This is a genomic window from Neisseria sp. P0007.S010 (assembly GCF_051962875.1).
GTDB lineage: Bacteria > Pseudomonadota > Gammaproteobacteria > Burkholderiales > Neisseriaceae > Neisseria > Neisseria subflava_A.
Genome location: NZ_JBQCUX010000004.1, coordinates 1 through 16,772 on the forward strand (window position 1 = coordinate 1; position 16,772 = coordinate 16,772).

Sequence of the window (16,772 nt, forward strand, 5' to 3'; positions counted from 1 at the left end):
CTTGTCAGCCGCTTGACGGGCTTTTTCTTGAATATCTTCGGTCAGATAGTTTTTCATCTGAGAATAAACCAGCGCAATGACGGCAATGTCATCGCTGAAACCAAATGGAATCAGAAGGTCGGGAATGCTGTCGATAGGGCTGAGGAAATAAACCAGTGCGCCGACAATAATCATTTTGGCCCGTTTGGGCGTGTGTTCGGATTCCCAAAGGTAATAAAGTGCATAAAGTTGACGGACGACAGGTTTGCCCAGACGGCCGGCAAAGCGTCCGAGTTTTTTCATAAAGCTGGATGTGTCTAAGTTTCGACGGCGGAAGGAAGGGATGTAGTCTTTCGGATCGGGTGTGTTTTGATGAGGGGAGTGTGTCATGATGCAGCTTCCTTATAAGGTATGGAAACATTGTTGGTATTTCACTGTATTTTAATCCATCTAGGGATAGATGAAATGTCTTTGAATGTATAACTATGTAAGAGTAGTGGTGATAATGCAATGATAATAAGTTAAGAATGGCTTATGCCTTTGTAAAGATTAGGTATCAAGAGTGAGAATTTATCTCACAATAGATACAATTCTCAAACAATAATGATGTTATCGTAAGTGCTTTGATGGGGAGATGGCTTAATTGCAGGAAAGTAACAAAAAAGGCTAGCCACGCAAAAAAAAATCTAAGAATGATTGTTTGATTTTATTAGTCTTTTGGTAAAAATCATTAGAGCATTCATAAATTGCACTGTTCAAAATGAGATAAAACAGGTAAATTATGGTTTATGTAGCTTATTGTAGTGCTGAGCTATAGGTTTTGAGCTGATAATAAATCTAGAGGAACTGACCATGTCCGCCAAATCACGCCCGGTATTTTTGGAAATTCCGAATATCCGATTGCCCATACCGGGGATTGTATCTATTCTTCACCGTATCAGCGGCGTCGGCTTGTTTGTGATGCTGCCTGTTCTCTTGTATTTCTTCTCTGGAACGCTGGATCGCGAAGCGTCGTTTGAAGCATATCGTTCTGCTATCTCCAATCCGTTTGTGAAGCTGATCCTTATCGGTCTGTTGTGGGCATATCTGCACCACTTTTTCGCCGGTATCCGCTTTCTGTTTTTGGATGTGCATAAAGGCCTGGAATTAAATACTGCCCGTACTACTGCTAAAGTTGTATTTGCTTCTGCTTTGATTCTGACCGTCGTTTTGGGAGCTTTGTTATGGTAGAACGTAAATTGACAGGTGCGCATTACGGTTTGCGCGATTGGGCAATGCAACGTGCAACTGCGGTCATCATGTTGGTGTACACCGTGGTTCTTTTGGTTGTTTTGTTTACGTTGCCTAAAGAATATTCGGCATGGCAGGCATTTTTTGATCAAACTTGGGTGAAGGTGTTTACCCAAGTGAGCTTCTTGGCCGTATTCCTGCATGCATGGGTAGGTATCCGTGATTTGTGGATGGACTACATTAAGCCTTTCGGCGTGCGTTTGTTTTTACAAGTTGCCACCATCGTTTGGTTGGTAGGCTGCTTGGTGTATTCAGTTAAAGTAATTTGGGGGTAAATATGGGTTTTCCTGTTCGCAAGTTTGATGCCGTGATTGTTGGCGGTGGTGGTGCAGGTTTACGCGCAGCCCTCCAATTGTCTAAATCCGGCCTGAATTGTGCTGTTTTGTCTAAAGTCTTCCCAACCCGTTCTCATACTGTAGCGGCTCAAGGTGGTATTTCTGCTTCATTGGGTAATGTGCAGGAAGACCGTTGGGATTGGCATATGTACGATACCGTGAAAGGTTCTGACTGGTTGGGCGACCAAGATGCGATTGAGTTTATGTGTCGCGCCGCGCCTGAAGCCGTAATTGAGTTGGAACACATGGGTATGCCTTTTGACCGTGTGGAAAGCGGTAAAATCTACCAACGTCCTTTCGGCGGCCATACTGCAGAACACGGTAAACGCGCGGTAGAACGTGCATGTGCGGTTGCCGACCGTACCGGTCATGCGATGTTGCATACTTTGTACCAACAAAACGTCCGTGCCAATACACAATTCTTTGTGGAATGGACGGCGCAAGATTTGATTCGTGATGAAAACGGTGACGTAGTCGGTGTAACCGCCATGGAAATGGAAACCGGCGAAGTTTATATTTTCCACGCTAAAGCTGTGATGTTTGCTACCGGTGGTGGCGGTCGTATTTATGCTTCTTCTACCAATGCTTATATGAATACCGGTGATGGTTTGGGTATTTGTGCCCGTGCAGGTATTCCGTTGGAAGACATGGAATTCTGGCAATTCCACCCGACTGGTGTAGCCGGTGCCGGTGTATTGATTACTGAGGGTGTGCGTGGTGAGGGCGGTATTCTGTTGAATGCCGACGGCGAACGCTTTATGGAACGTTACGCACCAACCGTAAAAGACTTGGCTTCCCGTGACGTGGTTTCCCGTGCGATGGCGATGGAAATTTACGAAGGTCGCGGCTGTGGTAAAAACAAAGACCATGTATTGCTGAAAATCGACCATATCGGTGCAGAAAAAATTATGGAAAAACTGCCGGGCATCCGCGAGATTTCCATTCAGTTTGCCGGTATTGACCCGATTAAAGACCCGATTCCTGTTGTGCCGACTACCCACTATATGATGGGCGGTATTCCGACTAACTACCATGGCGAAGTTGTTGTTCCGCAAGGTGAAGATTACGAAGTACCTGTAAAAGGTCTGTATGCGGCAGGTGAATGCGCTTGTGCTTCCGTACACGGTGCGAACCGCTTGGGTACTAACTCCCTGTTAGACTTGGTGGTATTCGGTAAAGCTGCCGGCGACAGCATGATTAAATTCATCAAAGAGCAAAGCGACTGGAAACCTCTGCCTGCTAATGCCGGTGAATTGACCCGCCAACGTATCGAGCGTTTGGATAATCAAACTGGCGGCGAAAACGTTGATGCATTGCGTCGCGAACTGCAACGCTCCGTACAACTGCACGCCGGTGTGTTCCGTACCGATGAGATTCTGAGCAAAGGCGTTCGAGAAATCATGGAGATTGCCGAGCGCGTGAAACGTACTGAAATCAAAGATAAGAGCAAAGTGTGGAATACCGCGCGTATCGAAGCTTTGGAATTGGATAATCTGATTGAAGTAGCGAAAGCGACTTTGGTGTCCGCCGAAGCGCGTAAAGAATCGCGTGGCGCACACGCTTCAGACGACCATCCTGAGCGCGATGACGAAAACTGGATGAAACATACCCTGTATCATTCAGATACCAATACTTTGTCTTACAAACCGGTACATACCAAGCCTTTGAGCGTGGAATACATCAAACCGGCCAAACGCGTTTATTGATGAGTTTTCAGACGGCCTTTATCTTAAAGGCCGTCTGAAACCTAACCATACCCACATTGAACTGCTTGAATTCATAATACAAAATCATTGGGCAGTTTATGAGAAAAGGAACACTTCTCATGGAAAAAATGAGTTTTGAAATTTACCGTTATAACCCGGACGTTGATGCCAAACCTTATATGCAACGTTACGAGTTGGAATTGGAACCAACGGACGTTAAACTTTTGGACGCTTTGGTGCGTCTGAAAGCACAAGACGATACATTGTCTTTCCGCCGTTCTTGCCGCGAAGGTATTTGCGGTTCTGACGGTATGAACATCAACGGTAAAAACGGCTTGGCATGTCTGACCGATCTGCGCAGCCTGAAACAGCCGGTTAAAATCCGTCCTCTGCCAGGTCTGCCTGTTATCCGCGACCTGATTGTGGATATGACCCAGTTCTTCAAACAATATCACTCCATCAAACCTTACGTTGTCAACGATAATCCTATCGATGCGGACAAAGAGCGTCTGCAAACTCAGGAAGAGCGTAAAGAGTTGGACGGTTTGTACGAGTGTATTTTGTGCGCCTGCTGTTCGACTGCCTGCCCATCATTCTGGTGGAATCCTGATAAATTCGTTGGTCCGTCTGGCTTGCTGAATGCTTACCGTTTCATTGCGGATAGCCGTGATACCATCACTAATGAGCGTTTGGATAACCTGAACGACCCATACCGTTTGTTCCGTTGCCACACCATTATGAACTGCGTAGACGTATGTCCTAAACACTTGAATCCGACCCGAGCCATCGGTAAGATTAAAGAGATTATGTTGAAACGAGCCGTTTAAGAAATGATGGTTTTTGACGATATTGCCAAACGGAAAATCCGTTTTCAAACCCGCCGGGGATTGTTGGAATTAGATTTAATCTTCGGCAGGTTCATGGAAAAAGAATTCGAGCACCTGAGTGATCAGGAGTTGTCCGAATTTTCCGAAATCCTCGAATTTCAAGACCAAGAGTTGCTTGCCTTGATTAACGGACATTCGGCGACGGACAAGAAACACCTGATTCCCATGCTTGAAAAAATCAGACAGGCATGACGTGTTATAGAGCTTGTTTGCGATGCCAATCCGAACAAGCTCTTTCCATACTGAGGCCGTCTGAAAAAAAGGACCGTGCCGCTTGGGCGGCAACGAAAGCCCCAACTTACAAAGGAGTTTAAGAATGTCTAAATCAGTCAAGCTCACCACCCCAAATCAAGAGACCTTGGAACTGCCAGTATTGGAAGCAAGTATCGGCCATGATGTGGTTGATATTCGTACTTTGACTAAAAATACAGGTCTGTTTTCCTTCGATCCCGGATTCGTGTCCACTGCAAGTTGCGAATCTAAAATCACTTATATTGATGGCGATGAAGGTCTGTTGTATTACCGTGGTTATCCTATCGAGCAGCTGGCCGAAAAATCTGATTACTTGGAAGTTTGCTACCTGTTGATTTACGGCGAACTGCCTACCCCTGAACAGAAAAAAGAATTTGATGCTACAGTCAGCCACCATACTATGGTGCATGAACAGTTGACTTGGTTCTTCCGCGGTTTTCGCCGTGATGCGCATCCGATGGCAATGATGGTGGGTGTGGTTGGCGCGCTGTCTGCGTTCTATCAAGACAGCTTGGATATTACCAATCCTGAACACCGCAAAATCGCGATTTACCGCTTAATCTCCAAAATTCCGACCATTGCGGCAATGTGTTACCGTTATTCCAACGGTTTGCCGTTCAATTATCCAAAAAATAACCTTTCTTATGCTGAAAACTTCTTGCACATGATGTTTGCCACACCGTGTGAAGAATACAAACCTAATCCAGTATTGGCTCGCGCGCTCGACCGTATCTTTATTTTGCATGCCGACCACGAGCAAAACGCTTCTACTTCGACCGTACGTTTGGCCGGCTCTTCTGGTGCAAATCCATTTGCCTGTATCGCTGCCGGTATTGCCTGTCTGTGGGGTGCTTCACACGGCGGTGCAAACGAAGCTGTGTTGAAGATGCTGGACGAAATCGGCGATGTATCTAATGTTGCCGCATACATGGAAGGTGTGAAACAACGTAAATACCGTCTGATGGGCTTCGGTCACCGCGTATACCGCAATATGGACCCACGAGCCAGCATCATGCGCGAAACCTGTTATGAAGTCTTGAAAGAATTAGGCTTGGAGGACAGTCCTAAATTCAAGCTGGCGATGGAATTGGAACAAATTGCACTGAAAGATCCATTCTTTGTTGAACGCAAGCTGTATCCAAACGTCGATTTCTACTCCGGCATCGTCTTGTCCGCATTGGGCATTCCAACTGAAATGTTTACCGTTATCTTCGCATTGTCGCGCAGTGTAGGTTGGATTTCTCATTGGCATGAAATGATTAGCGATCCGGCACTGAAAATCGGTCGCCCACGTCAACTGTATACCGGTGCAGAGCGTCGCGATTACGTTCCGGTAGATAAACGCTAATAAACAATACATTAATATATTGTTGAAAAGTCGTTTGAAAAAATCGAATTGCCGTTTTCAATGAGGTTGGTCGTAATTAATTAAGTTGATAGCAGGTAATTTGATTTGAAATAGGGTAGAATAAAGTGTCATTTCAGACGGCCTGAATTCCGTTCGGAGAACACGGGATTCTACCCTTTGTTTATATTTTAAAGAAAAGAGCTCACGCCATGATGGACGAAAAACTCAATTTCTCTTATCTGTTTGGTTCTAATGCGCCATACATCGAGGAGTTGTATGAAAAGTTTCTGGATAATCCGGAATCTGTCGATGAAAAATGGAAACAGTACTTTACCGATTTGAGTAAACAGCCGGGCGCAGTCGCTGTCGATGTTGCCCATACACCGATTCGTGAATCATTTGCCACTTTGGCTAAAAAGAAAATTGCCGCAGCCGTCGCAGGCGGTGTGGATGAGGCAATGATGAAAAAGCAAGTCAGTGTTTTGCGACTGATTTCTGCCTATCGTATCCAAGGCGTGGGTGCAGCCCAACTTGATCCGCTCAAACGTATTCCTCCTCAAAATATCGAAGCTCTTGATCCTAAATTCCACGGTCTGTCAGATGCCGATATGGCGCTTCAGTTCAATATGGGTGAGGGCGATTTTTCCGGTCAGAGCAAACTGCCTCTGTCCCAAATCATCAGTAACCTCAAACAAACCTACTGCGGTCATATCGCGGTAGAGTACATCTACATTCCAAATACCGAAGAGCGTCGCTGGGTTCGCAATTATTTTGAAAGCGTACTGTCTACACCAAGCTACAACGTTGAACAAAAACGCCGTATCTTGAAAGAAATGACTGCTGCTGAAACTCTGGAACGCTACCTGCATACCAAATATGTCGGTCAAAAACGCTTTGGTGTAGAAGGCGGCGAAAGCGCGATTGCTGGTTTGAACTACCTGATTCAAAATGCCGGTAAAGACGGCGTGGAAGAAGTCATCATCGGTATGGCACACCGTGGCCGTCTGAATGTTTTGGTTAACATTTTGGGCAAAAAACCGGCTGATCTGTTTGCCGAATTCGAAGGCCGAGCCGAAATCAAATTGCCTAGCGGCGACGTGAAATACCACATGGGCTTCAGCTCCGACATCGCCACTCCGCACGGCCCAATGCACGTTTCTTTGGCATTTAACCCGTCACACTTGGAAATTGTTAACCCAGTAGTGGAAGGTTCTGCGCGCGCCAAACAAAAACGTTTGGGAGAAAACGGCCGCGATAAAGTTTTGCCAGTATTGATTCACGGTGACTCCGCATTTATCGGTTTGGGTGTTAACCAAGCAACATTCAACCTGTCTAAAACACGCGGCTATACCACCGGCGGTACTGTTCACATCGTGATCAACAACCAAATCGGCTTTACCACTTCCGATACCCGCGATACCCGTTCTACCGTATACTGTACCGATATCGCGAAAATGGTTTCCGCTCCGGTTATCCACGTGAACGGCGATGACCCTGAACGCGTTTGCTTTGCCATTCAAGCCGCTTTGGATTACCGCAAAAAATTCCATAAAGACATCGTGGTCGACGTTGTCTGCTACCGTAAATGGGGCCACAACGAGGGCGATGATCCGACCTTGACCCAACCGATGATGTACAAAAAAGTATCGCAACACCCAGGTGCGCGTGCTTTGTACACCGAGCAACTGATTGCCGAAGGCGTGGTAACTCAAGCTGAGGCTGACGGTTACATCCAAGCCTACCGTGATGCTTTGGACAAAGGCGAACATGTTGAACAAACAACTTTGAGCAACTTCCAACGCACACAAATCGACTGGAGCAAATACCAAGGCAAAGATTGGCGCGAAAAAATCGAAACTGGTTTGCCTGCCGCCGACATCGAGCGCCTTACCGAGAAATTTACCGCCGTACCGGAAGGCTTTGCCCTGCATCCGACTGCAAAACGTGTGATCGAAGCGCGTAAAGCCATGGCATCCGGCAAACAAGCCATCGACTGGGGTATGGCCGAAACCCTCGCATACGCAAGCCTGCTGACCAAAGGTCATGGCGTGCGTATCTCCGGTGAGGACTCCGGCCGCGGTACATTCTCACACCGTCATGCAGTGTTGCACGATCAAAAACGCGAAAAATGGGACGACGGTACTTATGTTCCTCTGCGCCATATGGGCGAAGGCATGGGCGAGTTCCTGGTTATCGACTCTATCTTGAACGAAGAAGCCGTGATGGCGTTCGAGTACGGCTTTGCCTGCTCCGCACCTGACAAGCTGACCATTTGGGAAGCTCAATTCGGTGACTTCGCCAACGGCGCGCAAGTGACTATTGACCAATTCCTGTCTTCAGGTGAAACCAAATGGGGTCGTTTGTGCGGCCTGACCACCATCCTGCCGCACGGCTACGACGGTCAAGGCCCTGAGCACTCTTCTGCACGCGTGGAACGTTGGTTGCAACTGTGTTCCGAGAACAATATGCAAGTCATCATGCCGTCTGAAGCGTCGCAAATGTTCCACCTCTTGCAACGCCAAGTCTTGGGTTCATACCGTAAACCGCTGGTGATTTTCATGTCCAAACGCCTGTTGCGCTTCAAAGGTGCAATGAGCCCGCTGGAAAACTTCACCGAAGGTTCGACTTTCCGTCCGGTTATCGGCGATACCGCCGAACGCGCAAGCAACGATAGCGTGAAACGCGTGGTATTGTGTGCCGGTCAGGTTTACTATGACTTGGAAGCTGGCCGTGCCGAGCGTAAACTGGAAGATGATGTTGCTATCGTCCGCGTTGAGCAGCTGTATCCATTCCCATACGAGGAGGTTAAAGCTGAGCTGGCGAAATATCCGAACGCAAAATCTGTGGTTTGGGCACAAGAAGAGCCGAAAAACCAAGGAGCGTTCTACCAAATCCGCCACCGCATCGAAGACGTTATCAGCGAAGAGCAAAAACTGTCTTATGCCGGTCGTCCAAGCAGCGCATCACCTGCAGTGGGCTACTCAAGCAAACACATTGCTCAATTGAAACAATTGGTTGAAGACGCTTTGTCATTGTAAACCAAGTAGCATTCCGTCTGAGTCTGCTCAGGCGGAATACCCATATGCAGAATTAAAAACACACAACAGGCCGTCTGAAAGGGCCATTGGAGACACAAAATGATTATTGATGTAAAAGTACCTATGCTGTCTGAAAGCGTATCTGAAGGCACGCTCTTGGAATGGAAGAAAAAAGTTGGCGAAGCAGTTGCCCGTGACGAAATCCTGATCGATATCGAAACTGACAAAGTGGTTTTGGAAGTACCTTCTCCACAAGCCGGCGTATTGGTTGAAATCGTAGCGCAAGACGGTGAAACCGTTGTTGCCGACCAAGTTTTGGCACGCATCGACACAGCTGCTACTGCCGCTGCTGAAGCCCCAGCCGCCGCGCCTGCCGAAGCTGCCCCAGCCGCCGCTCCTGCTGCTGCACAAAACAACGCCGCTATGCCTGCTGCCGCCAAACTGGCTACCGAGACCGGTGTTGACGTGAACGCATTGCAAGGTTCCGGCCGTGACGGTCGCGTATTGAAAGAAGACGTACAAAATGCCGCTGCCAAACCTGCCGCAGCCGCTGCTCCTGCTGTTGCACTGCCTGCCGGCGCACGTCCTGAAGAACGCGTACCAATGAGCCGCCTGCGTGCCCGTGTTGCAGAACGCCTCCTGGCTTCTCAACAAGAAAACGCCATTTTGACTACATTCAACGAAGTCAACATGAAACCAATCATGGACTTGCGTGCGAAGTACAAAGATAAATTCGAGAAAGAACACGGCGTAAAACTGGGCTTTATGTCCTTCTTCGTTAAAGCCGCTGTTGCCGCCCTGAAAAAATACCCGGTTGTGAATGCTTCTGTTGACGGCAAAGACATCGTGTACCACGGCTACTTCGACATCGGTATCGCAATTGGCAGCCCACGCGGTTTGGTTGTGCCAATCCTGCGCGATGCCGACCAAATGAGCATTGCCGACATTGAACAAGCAATTGTTGATTACGCGAAAAAAGCCAAAGACGGCAAAATCGCTATCGAAGATCTGACCGGCGGTACATTCAGTATCACCAACGGCGGTACTTTCGGTTCTATGATGTCTACCCCGATCATCAACCCGCCTCAATCTGCGATTTTGGGTATGCACGCCACTAAAGAGCGCGCTGTGGTTGAAAACGGTCAAGTTGTTGTCCGTCCAATGATGTATCTGGCTCTGTCTTACGACCACCGTATCATTGATGGCCGCGAAGCTGTATTGACCTTGGTAGCCATTAAAGACGCGTTGGAAGACCCAGCTCGCCTGTTGTTGGATCTGTAATCGTTTCAGACGGCCTTTTATTTGTTAATGAAAAGGCCGTCTGAATTTTTATTTAGATGTAGCGTAATGTAGTATCGTGCTACAATAGGCTCAACGAACGATTGAGGCCGTCTGAAACATTTGATTCGAATGAATCGACAGATATGGACTTTCAGACGGCCTTTTCTTAAAACCATCAAAACGCAGTCATTCAAAATAAAAAAGAAACAAAAAGTATCGTTTTTATTTTGAGATACTGCTAAAAGCAAAGGATGACACGATGTCTCAATATGATGTAGTAGTGATTGGTGCAGGCCCGGGCGGATACGTTGCCGCCATCCGTGCCGCGCAACTGGGTTTCAAAACCGCTTGCGTCGATGCAGGCGTTAATAAAGCAGGCAATGCCCCTGCATTGGGCGGTACTTGCTTAAACGTAGGTTGTATCCCTTCTAAAGCCCTGTTGCAATCCAGCGAACATTTCCACGCTGCGCAACACGAGTTTGCCGAACACGGTATCACTGTCGGCGACGTAAAATTCGACGCGGCCAAAATGATTGAGCGTAAAGATGCCATCGTGACCAAACTGACCGGCGGCGTGAAATTCCTGTTCCAAAAAAACAAAGTAACCAGCCTGTTTGGTACTGCTTCTTTTGCCGGTAAAAATGGCGATGCTTACCAAATCGAAGTCGATAACAAAGGCGAGAAAACCGTTATCGAAGCCAAACACGTCATCGTAGCGACCGGTTCCGTACCGCGTCCGCTGCCACAAGTCGCTATCGACAACGTGAACGTATTGGATAACGAAGGCGCATTGAACCTGACCGAAGTGCCTGCCAAACTCGGCGTGATCGGTTCCGGCGTGATTGGTTTGGAAATGGGTTCCGTATGGAACCGCGTGGGTGCAGAAGTTACCATTCTTGAAGCCGCGCCGACCTTCCTGGCTGCCGCAGACCAACAAATCGCCAAAGAAGCCTTCAAATACTTCACCAAAGAGCAAGGTTTGAGCATCGAATTGGGCGTGAAAATCGGTGACATCAAATCTGAAGGCAAAGGCGTTTCCGTTGCTTACGAAACAGCTGCCGGCGAAGCCAAAACCGAAGTATTCGACAAACTGATTGTTGCCATCGGCCGTATTCCAAACACCAAAGGCCTGAACGCCGAAGCCGTAGGCTTGGAAAAAGATGAGCGTGGCTTTATCAAAGTAGATGGCGAATGCCGTACCAACCTGCCTAACGTATGGGCAATCGGCGACGTGGTTCGCGGCCCGATGTTGGCACACAAAGCCAGCGACGAAGGCGTTGCCGTTGCCGAGCGCATTGCCGGTCAAAAACCGCATATTGACTTCAACAACGTACCATTCGTGATTTACACTGACCCTGAAATCGCTTGGGTGGGTAAAACCGAAGAGCAGCTCAAAGCCGAAGGCGTGGAGTACAAAAAAGGTACTTCAGGTTTCGGTGCAAACGGTCGCGCATTGGCAATGGGCAAAGCCAAAGGTACGGTTAAAGTGTTGGCAGATGCCAAAACCGACCGTATCTTGGGCGTACACATGATTGGCCCGGTTGTCAGCGAATTGGTTACCGAAGGCGTGACTGCGCTCGAATTCTTCGCCAGCAGCGAAGACATCGCCCGCATTATCCATGCCCACCCAACCTTGTCCGAAGTGGTTCACGAAGCTGCATTGGCGGCCGACAAACGCGCTTTGCACGGTTGATAGACATTAAGGCCGTCTGAAATTTTTCAGACGGCCTTAAGACCTTCGACAAATTGAATGTTCCGAGAGCTCCGTTTTCTGATTTATAATTCCATCAGACAAACAAATAGCATTTACATTCATTATGAACAAAGAAATAGTCGGTATTTTCTTTATACCGATGGGCATTATCAGCATGTGTATGGCCGCATTGTGGCAGATGTATGTGATGATGACCGAAACTTATACGCTCAACCGTTTCAAAGATAAAGAATTGGTTTGGCGCGTGGCATTGTTGTTTATCAGTTTCAGCCTTGCCGTTTATCTGCTCTGCCCGAATTCGCGTAAAAAAGGCATCGTCTTTTTTATTCTCGGAGGAGGCGGTGCAACCATGTATCTGCTGGCGCGGATGTGGTTGCCCTTCAGTAAATAGTAGGGCCGTCTGAAAATATGGGATTGGCCGCAGGGCGATTCCTAAAACCCACTCACCTTAAGGAGAAATCCATGAATTTACACGAGTATCAGGCTAAAGAACTGCTGGCTAGCTACGGTTTGCCCGTACAAGGCGGTATTTTGGCACACAACGGCGAAGAAGCCGCTGCAGCTTACGACAAATTGGGCGGCAAATTCGCAGTTGTCAAAGCACAAGTACACGCCGGCGGCCGCGGTAAAGCGGGTGGCGTAAAAGTCGTTAAAAGCCGCGAAGAAGCTAAAGAAGTGGCTGAAAGCCTGATTGGCACCAACTTGGTAACTTACCAAACCGATGCCAACGGCCAACCTGTCAACAGCGTTTTGGTTTGCGAAGACATGTATCCGGTTCAAACCGAGCTGTACTTGGGCGCAGTGGTTGACCGTTCTACCCGCCGCGTTACATTCATGGCTTCTACCGAAGGCGGCGTGGAAATTGAAAAAGTTGCTGCCGAAACTCCAGAAAAAATCTTCAAAGTAACCGTTGATCCGCTGGTCGGCCTGCAACCTTGCCAAGCTCGCGAAGTTGCCTTCCAACTGGGCTTGAAAGACAAACAAATCAACGAGTTCGTCAAACTGATGACCGGCGCGTACAAAGCGTTTATCGAAAACGACTTCGCCCTGTTTGAAGTAAACCCATTGGCAGTTCGCGAAAACGGCGCGCTGGCTTGCGTGGACGGCAAAATCGGTATCGACAGCAACGCGCTCTACCGCCTGCCAAAAATCGCTGAATTGCGCGACAAATCTCAAGAAAACGAACGTGAGCTGAAAGCTTCTGAATTCGACCTGAACTATGTTGCCCTGGAAGGCAACATCGGCTGTATGGTTAACGGTGCCGGTTTGGCGATGGCCACTATGGATATCATCAAACTCAAAGGCGGCCAACCTGCCAACTTCTTGGACGTTGGCGGCGGCGCAACCAAAGATCGCGTGGTTGAAGCGTTCAAACTGATTTTGGAAGACAAATCCGTTAAAGGCGTATTGATCAACATCTTCGGCGGTATCGTACGTTGCGACATGATTGCGGAAGCCATCGTGGCAGCCGTTAAAGAAATCAACGTCAACGTTCCTGTCGTTGTTCGTTTGGAAGGTAACAACGCCGAACTCGGCGCGAAAATCCTGAACGAATCAGGTCTGAAACTGACTTCTGCAGACGGCCTGAATGACGCAGCCGAAAAAATTGTTGCAGCCGTAAACGCCTAAGGAGAAAAGAATGAGCGTATTGATTAATAAAGACACCAAAGTATTGGTTCAAGGTTTCACCGGTAAAAACGGTACTTTCCACTCCGAACAAGCTCTGGCTTACGGCACTAAAGTTGTCGGCGGCGTTACCCCAGGCAAAGGCGGTCAAACCCATCTGGACCTGCCTGTATTCAACACCATGAAAGAAGCCGTTAAAGAAACCGGCGCTGACGCATCTGTAATTTACGTTCCAGCTCCGTTTGTTTTGGATTCTATCGTTGAAGCAGTTGATTCAGGCGTAGGCTTGGTCGTTGTGATTACCGAAGGCGTGCCTACTTTGGACATGCTCAAAGCCAAACGTTACTTGGAAACCAACGGCAACGGTACCCGCTTGGTCGGCCCTAACTGCCCTGGCGTGATTACTCCGGGTGAGTGCAAAATCGGTATTATGCCGGGCCACATCCACACTCCGGGCCGCATCGGTATTATTTCCCGTTCCGGTACATTGACTTACGAAGCTGTGGCACAAACCACCAAACTGGGTTTGGGTCAATCAACCTGTATCGGTATCGGCGGCGACCCGATTCCTGGTATGAACCAAATCGACGCACTGAAACTCTTCCAAGAAGACCCAGATACCGACGCCATCATCATGATCGGTGAAATCGGCGGTACTGCGGAAGAAGAAGCAGCCGAATACATCCAATCCAACGTAACCAAACCTGTTGTAGGTTACATCGCTGGTGTTACTGCTCCTAAAGGCAAACGTATGGGCCACGCCGGTGCGATTATTTCTGGCGGTAAAGGTACTGCCGAAGAAAAATTCGCCGCTTTCGAAAAAGCCGGTATCGCTTACACCCGCAGCCCTGCCGAGTTGGGCACTACCATGCTGGAAGTGTTGAAAGCAAAAGGTTTGGCATAAGACTTAAGTCTTTAAGCTGAATTGAAAAGGCCGTCTGAAGTTTTCAGACGGCCTTTTTTAATTTCATTGGGTTGTTTTCGTTATAGGAACTTAATTTAATTTAAATTAACGTTTATTTGGAAATAAATGGTTATAATACTAGTAACAGATAAACAATCTGTAATCATATCAATCTATAGGAGAGTAGTATGAAAAAACATAATTTTGAAAAACGTCGTGATGCTTTGTTGGAAGATATCCGAGAAGTAATGGATGATGTGGACGAACTGTACCGCAATGGTGTTGAAGCCGGTTCGGAAGAAGGTAGTAAAATTCGCGCTAAATTGGAAGCAAAATTGGCAGAAGCCAAAGAGCGTTTTAGCAGCTTCGAAGAAGAGATTAGCGAACGATTTAAAGATGGTAAAGAGCTTTTTTCCGATTTAGAATCAGATGCTGGGGCGTGCTTGAAACGCGGTGCCAAACAAGCTGATGAAGTGGTGCATGAAAAACCATATTATGCGATGGGTTTTGCCGCATTGGCCGGTTTGGTTGTCGGTGTGTTGTTGAACCGCCGTTAATGTGAATATGTTAAGGCCGTCTGAACAGGCGTGTACATGAAATCATGGATTTCATTGCGCTGTGCAGACGGCCTTAGCCTTATTTTTCCTGGAAAAAAGGATAATCGAGATGGGAATTCGCCAGCGTTTTGAACATGGCAAGGCTTTGTTGAATCAGGGCGCGGATTTGCTGCTGCTGCGTTTGCAGGTATTGAGCTTGGATTTGACGCGTCAGGCGGAGAATGTGTTCCGGTTGGCGATCTGGCTGGTGTTGTCCGGCGCGCTGTTGATGGTGGGCTTGGTTGGTTTGCTGTTCGGTTTGAACCGCGTGCTGTCGGATGTGGCTGCTTTGTGGGTATTTTTCGGCATTTTCTTTGTAAGCCTGCTGATTATTGCTGTATTGTTCCGCAAAGTATCGACGGACTATCGGGAGCAGGGCAGCCGTGTGGCTGAGACCTTGCAGGATATTCGATCGGACATTGCGTATTTGCGCGGTGAGATAGACAAGGATGCGGACGATGAAGCAACAGGAATATGAGGAAGCGCGCGAGCTGCTGCTTTTGGAAGCCAAGCTGGTGCGGCTGCGGATTGAAGCGGAAAATTTGAAACTGCGTAAAGCGGAAGAAGGTAATGCTCGGCAGACTAATCGCTTGGTAATGTTGGCCGATGTGGCGTATCAGTTGAGTCAAACGCGTTTGCTGTCTCAACGTGCTTTGTTTTCTACATCGCGCCGTCGGCATTGGATTTGGCTGGTATTGGCGGTCATACTGGGTTTATCGAGATAATCGAGGGCGGAGGTTTGGTCAAAATGATATTTGCGGCGAGTTGTTGGCTCGTGTGAGCCGCTGGTTGAGGATGCTGCGTCATTGTGTTGCCGAAACTGAAACTTTATCTATGTTGAGTATTTTTTACAAAAGACACCGGCCGTCTGAATATTTCAGACGGCCTCAATGTTTGGAGTTTCAGATATAATGGCGACAATTTTGAAATTATTAAATGAAGGATAAGTGATGAACCGTTTGTATCCCCACCCGATTATCGCCCGTGAGGGCTGGCCGATTATCGGCGGCGGTTTGGCTTTGAGCCTGCTGGTATCGATGTGCTGCGGCTGGTGGTCTTTGCCGTTTTGGGTGTTTACTGTATTTGCCCTGCAGTTTTTCCGCGACCCTGCGCGTGAGATTCCGCAAAATCCTGAAGCGGTGTTGAGTCCTGTTGACGGCCGTATCGTGGTGGTTGAGCGCGCACGCGATCCGTATCGTGATGTCGACGCTTTGAAAATCAGTATTTTTATGAACGTGTTCAACGTGCATTCGCAAAAATCGCCTGCCGATTGTACGGTAACGAAAGTGGTCTATAACAAAGGCAAATTCGTGAATGCGGATTTGGACAAAGCCAGCACGGAAAACGAACGTAATGCGGTTTTGGCGACTACGGCTTCTGGTCGTGAAATTACTTTTGTTCAAGTGGCCGGTTTGGTGGCGCGCCGTATTTTGTGCTACACCCAAGCAGGTGCGAAACTATCTCGCGGCGAACGCTATGGCTTTATCCGCTTTGGTTCGCGCGTGGATATGTATCTGCCTGTCGATGCGCAGGCGCAAGTGGCGATTGGCGATAAAGTCACCGGCGTCAGCACTGTATTGGCGCGTTTGCCGCTGACTGCGCCGCAAACTGAATCTGAGCCTAAAGCCGCAGCTCCACAAGCAACTCCGGCTTCTCAAGCTGCTCCGGCTGAAACAGTAGCAAACCAATCCACCGAACAGCAGCAAATCGAAGCGGCGGCGGCTAAAATTCAAGCGGCTGTGCAAGATGTATTGAAAGATTAATAGTCAGTTTTAAATGATTGGTTAAAACAAGAAAAAGGTTTTCAGACGGCCGT

Annotated in this window: 17 protein-coding genes; 16 read left to right on the plus strand and 1 reads right to left on the minus strand. The window is 48.1% G+C overall.

The features are described from left to right. Positions 1-369: YkvA family protein (locus ACTHR7_RS03775; RefSeq protein WP_440370347.1), on the minus strand; the 369-nt coding region annotated here is incomplete at its 3' end. 462 nt (positions 370-831) lie between these two features. Here ACTHR7_RS03775 and sdhC point away from each other — a divergent pair. From sdhC to ACTHR7_RS03855, 16 genes are all read left to right on the plus strand, one after another. Then, positions 832-1,209 (plus strand): succinate dehydrogenase, cytochrome b556 subunit, encoded by a 378-nt coding sequence (gene sdhC / locus ACTHR7_RS03780; RefSeq protein ID WP_004519263.1) that lies wholly within the window; start codon positions 832-834, stop codon positions 1,207-1,209. After that, complete coding sequence (gene sdhD, locus ACTHR7_RS03785; protein ID WP_004519264.1) at positions 1,203-1,544, plus strand: succinate dehydrogenase, hydrophobic membrane anchor protein; 342 nt, start codon at positions 1,203-1,205, stop codon at positions 1,542-1,544. Before sdhC ends, sdhD begins: the two co-directional genes overlap by 7 nt. A gap of 2 nt (positions 1,545-1,546) precedes the next feature. Further along, positions 1,547-3,310, plus strand: a complete 1,764-nt coding sequence (gene sdhA, locus ACTHR7_RS03790) for a succinate dehydrogenase flavoprotein subunit (RefSeq protein ID WP_070461322.1) — start codon at positions 1,547-1,549, stop codon at positions 3,308-3,310. Positions 3,311-3,429: 119 nt separating this feature from the next. After that, entirely contained in the window at positions 3,430-4,137 is a 708-nt protein-coding gene (locus ACTHR7_RS03795) for a succinate dehydrogenase iron-sulfur subunit (RefSeq protein ID WP_003678833.1), read from the plus strand. Positions 4,138-4,140: 3 nt separating this feature from the next. Next, positions 4,141-4,389: an FAD assembly factor SdhE gene (locus ACTHR7_RS03800; RefSeq protein WP_003678830.1), complete on the plus strand. Its 249-nt coding sequence runs from the start codon at positions 4,141-4,143 to the stop codon at positions 4,387-4,389. Between the two features lie 124 nt (positions 4,390-4,513). Continuing rightward, positions 4,514-5,797: a citrate synthase gene (gltA, locus tag ACTHR7_RS03805; RefSeq protein WP_440370348.1), complete on the plus strand. Its 1,284-nt coding sequence runs from the start codon at positions 4,514-4,516 to the stop codon at positions 5,795-5,797. Between the two features lie 209 nt (positions 5,798-6,006). After that, positions 6,007-8,835, plus strand: a complete 2,829-nt coding sequence (locus ACTHR7_RS03810; RefSeq protein ID WP_440370349.1) for a 2-oxoglutarate dehydrogenase E1 component — start codon at positions 6,007-6,009, stop codon at positions 8,833-8,835. A gap of 99 nt (positions 8,836-8,934) precedes the next feature. Beyond that, positions 8,935-10,116, plus strand: coding sequence for a 2-oxoglutarate dehydrogenase complex dihydrolipoyllysine-residue succinyltransferase (odhB, locus tag ACTHR7_RS03815; RefSeq protein ID WP_440370350.1), 1,182 nt, complete (start codon positions 8,935-8,937; stop codon positions 10,114-10,116). 259 nt (positions 10,117-10,375) lie between these two features. After that, positions 10,376-11,809 carry a dihydrolipoyl dehydrogenase gene (lpdA, locus tag ACTHR7_RS03820; RefSeq protein ID WP_002225317.1) on the plus strand — a complete coding sequence of 478 codons (1,434 nt, stop codon included), beginning with the start codon at positions 10,376-10,378 and terminating at the stop codon, positions 11,807-11,809. 124 nt (positions 11,810-11,933) lie between these two features. Then, a complete protein-coding gene (locus ACTHR7_RS03825) occupies positions 11,934-12,221 on the plus strand; it encodes a hypothetical protein (RefSeq protein ID WP_004519272.1) in 288 nt (95 codons plus the stop codon). A gap of 71 nt (positions 12,222-12,292) precedes the next feature. Further along, positions 12,293-13,459: an ADP-forming succinate--CoA ligase subunit beta gene (gene sucC, locus ACTHR7_RS03830; protein WP_003675098.1), complete on the plus strand. Its 1,167-nt coding sequence runs from the start codon at positions 12,293-12,295 to the stop codon at positions 13,457-13,459. 10 nt (positions 13,460-13,469) lie between these two features. Further along, complete coding sequence (sucD, locus tag ACTHR7_RS03835; RefSeq protein ID WP_002244992.1) at positions 13,470-14,360, plus strand: succinate--CoA ligase subunit alpha; 891 nt, start codon at positions 13,470-13,472, stop codon at positions 14,358-14,360. A gap of 188 nt (positions 14,361-14,548) precedes the next feature. After that, complete coding sequence (locus ACTHR7_RS03840; RefSeq protein WP_063068023.1) at positions 14,549-14,917, plus strand: DUF883 family protein; 369 nt, start codon at positions 14,549-14,551, stop codon at positions 14,915-14,917. 109 nt (positions 14,918-15,026) lie between these two features. Then, entirely contained in the window at positions 15,027-15,434 is a 408-nt protein-coding gene (locus tag ACTHR7_RS03845; RefSeq protein ID WP_063068022.1) for a phage holin family protein, read from the plus strand. Beyond that, positions 15,415-15,681 (plus strand): hypothetical protein, encoded by a 267-nt coding sequence (locus tag ACTHR7_RS03850; protein ID WP_036491527.1) that lies wholly within the window; start codon positions 15,415-15,417, stop codon positions 15,679-15,681. Before ACTHR7_RS03845 ends, ACTHR7_RS03850 begins: the two co-directional genes overlap by 20 nt. A gap of 225 nt (positions 15,682-15,906) precedes the next feature. Beyond that, positions 15,907-16,719 (plus strand): phosphatidylserine decarboxylase, encoded by an 813-nt coding sequence (locus ACTHR7_RS03855; RefSeq protein ID WP_063068021.1) that lies wholly within the window; start codon positions 15,907-15,909, stop codon positions 16,717-16,719. Positions 16,720-16,772 lie beyond the last annotated feature (53 nt).